At 68.9% G+C, this 10,982-nt stretch carries 9 protein-coding genes; 6 read left to right on the top strand and 3 right to left on the bottom strand.

All coding sequences use genetic code 11. The features are described 5' to 3' along the window. Positions 1–40 precede the first annotated feature (40 nt). Positions 41–1,138, bottom strand: a complete 1,098-nt coding sequence (gene serC, locus GQ56_RS0135865; RefSeq protein ID WP_031403231.1) for a 3-phosphoserine/phosphohydroxythreonine transaminase — start codon at positions 1,136–1,138, stop codon at positions 41–43. Positions 1,139–1,154: 16 nt separating this feature from the next. Further along, positions 1,155–2,123, bottom strand: a complete 969-nt coding sequence (locus tag GQ56_RS0135860) for a phosphotransferase family protein (protein ID WP_031403230.1) — start codon at positions 2,121–2,123, stop codon at positions 1,155–1,157. 542 nt (positions 2,124–2,665) lie between these two features. On the opposite strand from GQ56_RS0135860, the gene GQ56_RS0135855 reads away from it, so the two are divergent. Beyond that, complete coding sequence (locus GQ56_RS0135855; protein WP_031403229.1) at positions 2,666–4,015, top strand: sulfotransferase family protein; 1,350 nt, start codon at positions 2,666–2,668, stop codon at positions 4,013–4,015. A 91-nt stretch (positions 4,016–4,106) separates the two neighbouring features. Here the strand turns inward: GQ56_RS0135855 and GQ56_RS0135850 are convergent, their stop codons facing one another. Continuing rightward, entirely contained in the window at positions 4,107–5,885 is a 1,779-nt protein-coding gene (locus tag GQ56_RS0135850; protein ID WP_152601957.1) for a S9 family peptidase, read from the bottom strand. 166 nt (positions 5,886–6,051) lie between these two features. On the opposite strand from GQ56_RS0135850, the gene GQ56_RS0135845 reads away from it, so the two are divergent. The 5 genes from GQ56_RS0135845 to GQ56_RS0135825 all read left to right on the top strand — a co-directional run bounded on the left by GQ56_RS0135845 (position 6,052) and on the right by GQ56_RS0135825 (position 10,975). After that, a complete protein-coding gene (locus tag GQ56_RS0135845) occupies positions 6,052–6,654 on the top strand; it encodes an O-methyltransferase (protein ID WP_031403227.1) in 603 nt (200 codons plus the stop codon). Beyond that, on the top strand, positions 6,651–7,328 hold the full coding sequence (locus GQ56_RS0135840) for a GntR family transcriptional regulator (RefSeq protein WP_031403226.1): 678 nt from the start codon (positions 6,651–6,653) through the stop codon (positions 7,326–7,328). Before GQ56_RS0135845 ends, GQ56_RS0135840 begins: the two co-directional genes overlap by 4 nt. A 180-nt stretch (positions 7,329–7,508) precedes the next feature. Continuing rightward, positions 7,509–8,540 (top strand): YncE family protein, encoded by a 1,032-nt coding sequence (locus tag GQ56_RS0135835; RefSeq protein ID WP_031403225.1) that lies wholly within the window; start codon positions 7,509–7,511, stop codon positions 8,538–8,540. A gap of 10 nt (positions 8,541–8,550) precedes the next feature. After that, positions 8,551–9,516: a sterol desaturase family protein gene (locus tag GQ56_RS0135830; protein ID WP_031403224.1), complete on the top strand. Its 966-nt coding sequence runs from the start codon at positions 8,551–8,553 to the stop codon at positions 9,514–9,516. Between the two features lie 151 nt (positions 9,517–9,667). Then, positions 9,668–10,975: an Nramp family divalent metal transporter gene (locus GQ56_RS0135825; RefSeq protein WP_031403223.1), complete on the top strand. Its 1,308-nt coding sequence runs from the start codon at positions 9,668–9,670 to the stop codon at positions 10,973–10,975. Positions 10,976–10,982: the final 7 nt, after the last annotated feature.

Genomic DNA, 10,982 nt, shown 5'->3' with positions numbered 1-10,982 from the left:
AGATGTGTAGAAGGGGCAGAGGCCGGGGTGGCGGTGCGGCTTACGCGTGCGCGACGGCGAATTCGGTCAACGCTTCGCACAGCGTATCCACGGCGCCGGGCGTGACGGCGTTGTAGAGCGACGCGCGCAGCCCGCCGAGCGAACGGTGGCCGTCGAGCCCGATGATGCCGCGCTGCGCGGCCGCGGCGGCGAACGCACCGTCGAGCCTCGCATCGCCGAACGTGAACGCGGCGTTCATCCGCGAGCGCCACGGCTGCTCCGCATGCACGGCGACCGCGTCGCCCAGCGCGTCGAGCGTGTCGTACAAACGCAGCGCCTTGCGGTCGTTGATGTGCTGCATGGCCGCGAGCCCGCCGATCTCGTCGCGCAGCCAGCGCGTGACCAGCGTCAGCACGTAGATCGCGAACACCGGCGGCGTGTTGTAGTTCGAGCCGTGCGTGACGTGCGTGCGGAAATCGAGGATGCCGGGCAGGCTGTCCGGAACCCGCTCGAGCAGCGCACGGTCGATCAGCGCGACCGTGACGCCGGCCGGCCCGAGGTTCTTCTGCGCATGCGCGTAGATCATCGAGAAGCGGCTCGTATCGAGCGGCCGCGACAGGAAGTCGGACGACATGTCGACGACGAGCGGCACGTCGTGCGGCGCGGCCGCCGGCGTGTCGAACTGCAGCCCCTCGACGGTTTCGTTCGACACGTAGTGCAGGTAGGCCGCATCGGGCGCGAGCGCGAGCTGTTCGAGCGCGGGCAGCCGGCGAAAGCCGGTGTCGCGCCCGCACCATGCCACGCGCGCGGTGCCGACGCGTGCCGCCTCGGCGCTTGCGCGGCTGCTCCAGTAGCCGGAATTCACATACGCGGGCGGTGCGTGGCGGCGCGTCGCGAAGTTCATCGGGATCGTCGCGAACAGCAGGCTGCTGCCGCCCTGCAGGAAGATCAGCGCGTAGCGGTCCGACACGCCGAGCAAGGTGCGCAGGTTGCGCTCGGCCTCGTCGAGCAGCGCATGGAACCAGTCGGAGCGATGGCTCATGCCGAGGACCGACACGCCGGTTTCCGGCAGCGCGACGATTGCCTCGTGCGCCTGGCGCAGCACGACCTCGGGCAGTGCGCCCGGGCCGCCCGAGAAATTCAGGGCATTGGATGTCATCGATGTCGTCCCGCGGTCAGTCTGCTTCGGCGGCATCCAGCAGGGCTCGCGCCGCCGGTTCGAGCACGCGGATCCGCCACGCATCGCCGGCGGCTTCGGCCGAGGCGAGAAAGCCGGTCGCCCACAGGCCCGCGTAAAAGTACATCGCGCGGCGCGCGTCGCCGGACGGCGACCAGCAGTCGACCAGCGCATCTCCGTACGCACGGCCCGCGTCGCCGACATCGGCGGCCAGATAGGCGAGCGTCGTGCCGACCTGCAGCAGCGGGTCGCCGTAGCACACGAAATCGAGATCGATGAAGCCGCTCAGCGCGCCGTCGTCGACGATCACGTTGCGGGTCGTGAGGTCGTCGAGAAAACACACCGGCGTGCAGGCCGCGAAGTAGGGCTCGAGCGTCGCCCGCACGGCGCGCAGTCGCGCACGCAGCTGATTCAGCGGAGTCGCCTCGACGGCGACGGACGCGTCGGCCGGCGCGCCGAACAGGTCGGTCCAGCGTGCATGCGCGGCGTCGCGGCCGATCGGCGCCCAGCCGAAGCCGCGGCTCGCGGGCAGGCCGGCGACGCGACGCTGGCAGTCGGCGACACGCTCGGCGACCGCGGCCATCTGATCCGCGCGCATGGCCGGCAGTGCGAACTTCAGGTCGAAGCCGTCCAGCCAGTTCAGGATCACGAACGATCGGCCCGGCGCGGCCGTCCCGGCCGCCAGCACCTGCTGGACCGGCAGGCCGAGCGCACGCAGCGCGGCGAGGTTGGCTTCGGTGTGCGCGTACGCGGCGGGCTGCGAGCTGACGCGCAGCACCACCGTTCGACCGTCGGCGAGTTCGACGCGATGGATCGTGTTGCCGCTTTGCGTGAGCAGTTGCGGCACGAGGGCGGTCGGTTCGACTTGCAGTGCGCGCTGCACCAGTGCTGCGGCCGTGTCGGCCCCGTCGGTGCGCGTGCTTGACGTGGCGGCGTCGTGTGCCGTCGTCAGTGTTTGAATGGACATGCCCCGATTTCCCCGTTGGCTTTAAGTGTCGCACCCTCACGTCTAGGTGCGGAGGGGCACCGCTGCTTCGTTGCAGCGTATGGCGTCGGACTATAGGTGGCGCGGCTTTGAATCACCTTTCTGCCTGGATTACACGTATTACCGGCGATGACACGATGAGCGCCCGCGCGTTCGCGCAGGGACGCGGCGTGAAGGCGCACGCGCTCCGATGGCGGGCGGCGCGCGAACGGCGGTCGTGCCCGCCGGGCTTGGCGATGCAGTCCCGGCGCCGGCATGTGCGGCCGGGCCCGTGCGGGTCCGGCGCCGGGCGTGTGGGCTGGCCGGGCGTGTTACGTCGGTAATACGTCCGTATCGATTCGTTACGCAGCGCGCGGATAATTTCAAGATACTGCGGCCCTTTGATGGCCCGCGTCGTCGCAGCGAATGACGACGTGGGCCGCGTACTGGATCGAAAAGGGGACCCACATGAGCGCAACCACAGTCCGGCGCGCCGGCATGCACGACGGCCGTCGCGCGGCCGCGCTGCGCCGGCGTAACTACGCATGAGCGCGCCTGTCGACGATGTGCGCGCCGCCGCGCTCGCCAACGCGCAGGCGGCGCTCGCGCAGGCGCCCGGCGATGCGCAGGCATGGCATCGACTCGGCATGGTGTGGGAGGAGGACCACGTGTTCGAGGCCGCCGTGGACTGCTATCGTCGCGCGACCGAGCTCGATCCGCATGCCGACGGCTCTTACAACAACCTCGGGAACTGCCTGAACGTGCTCGGCCGGCTCGCCGACGCGCAGGCCGCGTGGCGCACCGCGATCGAGCTGATGCCGCAAAGCGCGTCGTACTACCGCAATCTGGTCCAGTTCACGACGCTCGCCGCCGACGATCCCTGTTTCGTGTCGCTCGAGAAGCAGGTCGCGCAGTCGGCGACCTGGTCGGCCGATCGTCGGGCCGACCTGTATTTCGCCTACGGTCAGTCGCTCAAGGGTATCGGCGAGCCGGTGCGCGGATTCGAGTGCCTCGTGCGCGCGAACACGCTCTACCGGTCGCTGACCCGCTACGACGAAGCCGCGATGCTCGGCCTGCTGGAACAGGTGGCCGGTGCGTTTACCGCGGACCTGCTGCAGGCGAAACGCGGCCTGGGCGATCCGTCGGCGACGCCGGTGTTCGTGTTCGGCATGCCGCGTTCGGGCACGACGCTGGTCGAGCAGATTCTCGCGAGCCATCCGGACGTGTTCGGCGCCGGCGAAAGCGACGCGTTCGCGCAATGCCTGGTGCAGGCGATCGCGCCGGGCACCGGCGGGCTGGCGCTCGACGGGCTCGCCGCCGCCACGCCGGAATCGCTGTGCGCGCTCGGTGCGGCGTATCGGCAGCGCATGGCGCGCAAGGCGCAGGGCGGCACGTATGCGCGGATCGTCGACAAGTACCTGTACAACTTCATCAACGCCGGCTTCATTCATCTCGCGTTGCCGAACGCGCGCCTCATCCATGTGCGGCGCGATCCGGTCGACACCTGTCTGTCGGTCTTCGCGCGCTGTTTCCACGACGTGCCGTTCAGCTACGACCTCGGCGAACTCGGCCGCTTCTATCGGGCCTACGATGCGCTGGTCGCGCACTGGCACGCGACGCTGCCGCCCGGGGCGCTGCTGGAAGTCCGCTACGAGCATCTGGTCGAGGATTTCGATGCGCAGGTGCGGCGCATGCTCGCGCATTGCGGGCTGGACTGGAACGATCGGTGCGCGGTGTTTCACGAGACCCGGCGACAGGTGACGACGGCAAGCGCGGCCCAGGTGCGCCGGCCGCTCTATCGCGACGCGCTGCGCCCCTGGCGGCCCGACGCGGATACGCTGCGGCCGCTGCTCGACGGGCTGGGGCCGGTTCTGGCCGCCGATGCCGGCTACTGAGCGGGCGTGACGCGCCCCGCGTGGCGGCGCGTGCATGCGCCGCCACGCGGGGGCATTCGCCGTGGCGCCGCGACGGCGGCGCCCGGCCCGGTCAGAACGACTGCAGCCAGTCGATCATCCGCCGATACCGGTCCGCGATATTGGCAGGCGATTGCGATACGTGATCGTCGCCCCAGTAGCGGATCAGCCGGACTTCGCGCTCGAGCTGCGTCAGCGCCGCGAACATCCGTTCGCTCTGTTCGAGCGGCACGTAATCGGCGTCGCCGTGCATGAGCAGCAGCGGCGTCGTGATGTGCGCCGCATTCAGGATCGGGCTGATCGCGCGATAGGCGTCCGGGCAGTCCCACGGCGGTGCATCGATGTTCCAGCTGTTGTCGGCCACCATCTTGCCGACCAGCGCGAAACGCTCGGCGCGGGCGTCGTTGCCCGTTTCGTAGCGCACGCGCGCGTCGAGCGACGTGTAGAGCGCCGCCGCGTCGCTGATGCCGGCGCTGGACATCCCCGAGCGGAACATCGGCGTGCGGGCGAGCAGCATCATCGTTGCCCAGCCTCCCAGGCTCTGGCCGTACAGATGCAAGCGGTCGCGATCGACGTACCCGGCGTCGGCCGCGGCGTCGACGGCCGCGAGCACATCCTCGAGCATCCGGTCGGCCATCGTCGCCGGCGCTTCGTTCAGCACCTCCCGCATGTTGACGTCGATCACCGCGAAACCGTGCGCGGCGAACGGCTGGAAATTGAACGGCAACGGGCAGTCCGGTTCGTGGAACGAGTGCGGAAAGGGGGCGACCTTTTCGTACGGATACACCCAGACGACCGCCGGCAAAGGCGAACCCGCGAAATCCGGCGGCAGCAGCACGTCCACGAAGCGCTGCTGCCCGGGCTCCGAGCCGCGGCATGCGAGCCGGTGCGTCGTGCCGGTCGGGATGTCCGCCAGCCGACGATTCGTCTCGAACACCACCGTCGAATCGCGCGCGCCGGCGAGGCGGATCGTCAACCGGGTCGCGTCGCGGCCGTGCTCGATGAAGGCCGCATACGGGCGCCCCGCCTCCGCCGGCAGGCGTTCGCGGCGCGTGCCGCTGCCGTCCTGCGGCTCGTCGGTGTCGTTCGCTTCGTTCGCATCGGGCGCGGCCGGCGGGGTGTCGGTTGTCGGCGGCCGCGTCAGCCCGGCCTGCGCACATTCTCCGGGCGACAGCGCGGACAGCACGCCGGCGGCCGGATCGAACGCCCACCAGTCGCGCGCGGGCTCGACGGGCTTGTCGCCGAACGATGCGCTGTCGAGCACATCGGCCGTCGGTCGCGTGCCGGCGGCAGTGGCTTCCCATGCCTGACGCGCGTTCCCGAACAGGCGGCGGTGCAGGTGCGACATGACGGGCGTGGCGTGCTCGGCCAGCAGCGGCAGCGCGACCCGGCCGTCGGCCAGCCACGTGAACGGCCCGTCTCGGTCGAGCGGGGACAGGTCGAGGCTGCGCGACGTGGTGATCGGCGTCGCCGATCCGTCGGCCGCATCGATCAGCACGGCGTGCACGGCCGTGTCGTCGGCCGACAGCGTGGCGGCCGCGATCCGTTTCCCGTCGGGCGACCACGACGGCGAGCCGCAGGCGCGGCCGGCCCGCGCGTCGCCGGCCAGCCGGCGCGTCGTGCCGCCGGCGAATTCGTGCAGGTAGAGTTCGGCCCGGTCGAGCCCGCCCAGGTACGCGCGGTCGAAGCGGGGCGCATCGGCCATCGGGCGGACGACGGCGAAGCAGAGCGATCCGCCGTCGGGCGACAACGTGCAGGTGCGACCGTAGTTGAACTGGAAGCTGTCGAGCGACAACAGATCGTCGACCGTGAAGCGGCGAGGGGACACGGGATACGAGGGGAGAGCGGTCACGCAAGCGCCTTGTCGGTTTGGTGGAGGCGAATAGACAGGTTGTGCCGGAGCCGAGTTCCGGCGCGGTCCGGCCGGGGGCGTGGGCGGGGCCGGTCGTCGTACGCGGTCGTCCGGATTGTCGTATCATGAAACACGAAACACGAAATATGAAGCAACGGAGACCGACATGATTGAACTCGACAGCGCGGCATCGGCCGTGCTTGCCCGGCTGGCGTCGTTCGGCCAGGACAACGATGCGCGTACGGACGACCGCAGCCGCAAGATGCTCAACCTCGAGCCGCCCACGGCCGAACTGCTGTACCTGCTCGTCACCGGCGCGCGGCGCCGGCGCGTGCTGGAGATCGGCACGTCGAACGGCTACAGCGCGATCTGGCTCGCCCATGCGCTGCGCGAGACGGACGGGCAGCCGCTCGTCACCGTCGAGTACGCGCCGGGCAAGGCCGAGCAGGCGAGGGCCAACCTGCGCGAAGCCTCGCTGCAGGACTGGGCGCAGGTGATCGAAGGCGACGCGACGCAGGTGTGCGCGGCCGTGACCGGCCCGTTCGACTGCGTGTTCTTCGATGCCGACCGCGTGAGCGCGCCGCAGCAGCTCGCGCATTTGCTGCCGAAGCTGACGGCCGACGCGCTGCTCGTCGCCGACAACGCGCTGTCGCATCCGGAGGAGATCGCCGGCTATCTCGCCGCGGTCGACGCGTCGCGGCAGTTCGACACGACGATCGTGCCGGTCGGCAAGGGGCTTCACATTGCACGTCGGCGGCGGGTCGCATGACGCGCGTTGCGTTGGAGCGTTCGACGTTTTCCCGCGATGCGTACGAGGCGATACGCGAGATGCTGCTCGACGAGGCCCGATTCGAGGCGGGCGAGAAAATTAGCGTCGAAGCGCTGTCGCGCGATCTCGGCATCAGCCGGTCCCCGGTCTGGGCCGCGATCTCGCGCCTCGAGGCCGAGGGGCTGCTGCAAGTCGTGCCGCGCCAGGGCGTGTTCGTGATCGCGTTCGACGAACGGCGGATCGTGGCGATCTTCGAGGCGCGGGAAGCGCTCGAGGGCATGGCGGCGCGGCTGGCCGCCATGCGTGTCACGCCGGCCGATCTCGCGGCGATGGACGACGCGCTCGCGCGGCAGGCGCAGGCCGTCGACGCGCATGACGGCGCCGCGTATCAGGCCTCCAATCTCGATTTCCACCATGCGCTGCTGGCCGCCGCATGCAATGCGACGATCGAGGCGTCGCTCCGGTCGCTGTACGCGCAGGTTCAGGCGATGTGCGCCGGCGGCCCCGGCCGCGCGGCAGGCTGGGAACGCTTGCAGGGCAACGTCGCCGAACACAGGCGCGTGTTCGACGCACTCGCGGCGCGCGACGGGGAAGCGGCCGAGCGTGCGGCGCGCGAGCATGTGCGGCAATTGCTGGAGACGCTGCTGGCGCGCGTCGCGGAGCGGGCCGCCTGATCCGGCGGTGCGGCCGTTCCGCAATGGAACGACCGCACCGCCCGCCACCTGCGCGTGCCCACCTGCGCGTGCATTGGGCAAATCGAAAGGTCAGGACGATATAGTGTCCGCAGCGTGCCGCTTGCGATACCCGTCGGCGGATGCACATGCCGCTGAATTATTTCGGACCGCTTACAATTCATGAAGCTTTCTCGCCGTACGTGGCTCGGCCACAGTCTTGCCGTTCCCCTGGGCCTGAGCCTGTCACCGCTTCTCTCGCTTCGTTCCGGTCTCGCCGCCGCTGCTTCCGCCCCCACCTCCGTTCCCGCACTCGCGATCGTCATGAATTCGGGCGAGGCGAGCGTGTCGGTCATCGACATGGCGACGCACCGGGTCGTGCGCACGCTGCCGACGCTGCGCGAGCCCAGCCATTGGGCACTGACCCCGGATCGCAGCAAGCTCTACATCGCCGACGCGAGCGGCAACGCGCTGTTCGTCGTCGACCCGCTCACCGGCACGGCACTCGGTCACAAGACCATCGCCGATCCGTATCAGCTCGGCTTCAGTCCGGACCATCGCTACCTCGTCGTCAATGCGCTGCGCCTGAACTATGTCGACGTGTATCGGGCCGACGACCTCGCGCTCGTCAAGCGCTTCGAGGCCGGCGGGATGCCGAGCCACCTCGACTTCGCGCCGGACGCGCGTACCAGCTTCAGCTCGATGCAGGAGTCCGATACGCTGGTTGCGTTCGACCTCGGCAGCATGACGGTGCGCTGGACCGCCAGGGTGGGCGCCACGCCGGCGGGCGTGCTGTGGCACAACGGCAAGGTGCTCGTCTGCGTGATGGGTGCCGACCACGTGGCCGAGGTCGATCCGGCGGACGGCAAGGTGCTGCGCCGGATCAAGACCGGCGTCGGCCCGCACAACATCTTTCTCACGCCCGACGGCAAGACGCTGTACGTGAGCAACCGCATCGGCGGGTCGCTCGCCGCGCTCGATCCGGTCAACTACGCGCTGCGCCGCACCTATCCGTTCCATGGGGCCGGCCCCGACGACGTCAGCGTCGCGCCGGACGGCAAGCTGTGGGTTACGTTGCGCTTTCGCGAACAGGTCGCGGTGCTCGATCCGGTCAGCGGCAGCTACGAGACGATCGACGTGGGCCGCTCGCCGCACGGCATTTTCCTGACCACCGAATTGCGCCGGCCCGGCCTGATTACCGCGGAGACCCTGTAACGGATTCGCCATGCTGACTTTCATCGACAGGTTCTTCAACATGCTGGCCGGCGAGATCGACCAGTATCTCGTGCTGCCGCTGCTCTACCACTTCGGCTGGATGCAGTGGGAGGAGCTCTCGTTCGACTGGGCGCTCATCTGCGTGTACGGCTTCTTCGCGGTCGTCGCGACCTACGCGGTGTGCTGGCCGCTCGAGGCGTTCTTTCCGATCGAACGCTGGGACGACCGCAAGGCGGTGCTGACCGATGCGTTCTATACGATCCTGAACCGGGTCGGCGTGCTGCCGGTCGTCAGCTTCCTGCTGTTCTACCAGGTGCAGGTATGGGTCAACGGCTTCATCGTGAGCCTCGGCTACATCCCGCCGACGCTCGAAACGATCGTTCCGCCGCTGCTCGGGCACCCGGTCGTCACGTTCGTCTGCTACGCGCTCATTCTGGATTGCGCGGACTACTGGCGGCACCGGCTCTCGCATGCGTTCCGCAGCTGGTATGCGCTGCATGCGTTGCATCACGCGCAGCGGCAGATGAGCTTCTGGTCCGACGACCGCAACCACCTGCTCGACGACCTCGTCGCCGGGCTCTGGTTCGGCGTCGTCGGCCTGGCGATCGGCATCCCGCCGCTGCAGTTCCCGCTGCTGTTCCTGTTCATGCGCTTCATCGAGAGCCTGAGCCACGCGAACATCAAGCTCTCGTTCGGCTGGCTCGGCGACCGGCTGCTCGTGTCGCCGCGTTTTCACCGCCTGCATCACGGGCTGCGCGCGGCAGGCCGCAACTCGTGCAATTACGGCGCGGTTTTTCCGTTCTGGGACATGCTGTTCGGCACGGCGGACTTCTCGAACGAGTATCCGCCCACCGGCGACAAACGCGCACCGGAATCGATGGCGACGGGCGGCTACCTCGCGCAGCAACTGGGCGGCCTGCAGTTCTTCGTCGAAGAATTCCGCGCCGCGTCGCGCGGCTCGCGTCGCGGTTCGTAACGCGCCACGCCGGGAACCGGCCGCTCGGGCCAGCGGCCGGCGCCGGGCGCCGATCGCGGGGCCGGTTCCCGTTTCCCGATTCGATAGTTATTTGAAATTGAGATGCCCGTATGATAGTTTTTAAGAAACGCGTCGTACGACGGAGGTCGGGATGAATACCGTGACGGGCAGGAGCACATTGAGCGATCGCGCGACGTTCGCGATTCACGACGTGCTCGCCGGCAACCGGCGCGGAGCCCGCACGTTGCTGCTGTTCGCGGGCCCGGCGGTCATCGCGTCGATCGCGTACATGGATCCGGGCAATTTCGCGACCAATATCCAGGCGGGGGCGCAGTTCGGCTATTCGCTGCTGTGGGTGGTATCGATGGCCAACCTGGTCGCGATGCTGTTCCAGGCGTTGTCCGCGAAGCTCGGCATCGTGACGGGACGCAATCTCGCCGAGCTGTGCCGCGAGCAGTTTCCGCGCCCGGCGGTCTACCTGATGTGGGCGGTCAGCGAAGTGGCGGCGATGGCCACCGATCTCGCCGAGTTCCTCGGCGGCGCGATTGCGCTGGCGCTGCTGTTCAAGTTGCCGCTGACGATCGGCATGGGCGTCACCGCCATCGTCACCTACGCGATCCTGCTGTTCGAGCGCAACGGATTCCGGCCGATGGAAATCATCATCGGCGCGCTCGTCGGCGTGATCGGCCTGAGCTATCTCGCCGAGATGTTCATCGCGCCGGTGGCGTGGGGCCAGGTGGCGCTGCATTCGGTCGTGCCGTCGCTGCCCGGCGCGCAGGCGCTGACCGTTTCGGTCGGCATCGTCGGCGCCACGGTGATGCCGCACGCGATCTACCTGCATTCGGGGCTGACACAGGGCCGGATCGTGGGACGCAACCTGCGCGAGCGCCGCCTGCTGCTGCGCTTTTCGAACCGGGAAGTCGTGTTCGCGCTGTCCCTGGCCGGCCTGGTGAACATGGCGATGGTGATCATGGCGAGTTCCGCGTTCCATGCGGGGCACAGCGACGTCGCCGAAATCGAGACCGCCTATCGCACGCTGACGCCGTTGCTTGGCGCGGGCGCGGCGGTCATCTTCCTGATTTCCCTGATCAGCTCCGGCATCTCCAGCTCGGTCGTGGGCACCATGGCGGGCCAGATGATCATGCAGGGCTTCGTCGGTTTCCGGATTCCGGTCTGGTTGCGGCGGCTCGTCACGATGGTGCCGGCGTTCGTGGTCGTCGCGCTCGGGGTGAACGCCACGCAGGCGCTGGTGCTCAGCCAGGTCGTGCTGTCGTTCGCGCTGCCGGTCCCGATGGTGGCGCTGGTCCTGTTCACGCGCCGCCGGGACCTCATGGGCGAGTTCGTGAACAGCCGCGTCACCGATATCGCCGCGATCGGCGCGACCGCGATCATCCTCGTGCTGAATGCCATCCTGCTGCTGCAGACTTTCGGCGTCGCGATTCCGGGCATGGCGGCGTGAGCGGGGC

This window comes from Burkholderia paludis (genome assembly GCF_000732615.1).
Lineage (GTDB): Bacteria > Pseudomonadota > Gammaproteobacteria > Burkholderiales > Burkholderiaceae > Burkholderia > Burkholderia paludis.
The sequence above is the reverse complement of the archived record's forward strand: the minus strand, read 5'-3'. Positions and strand labels throughout refer to the sequence as shown.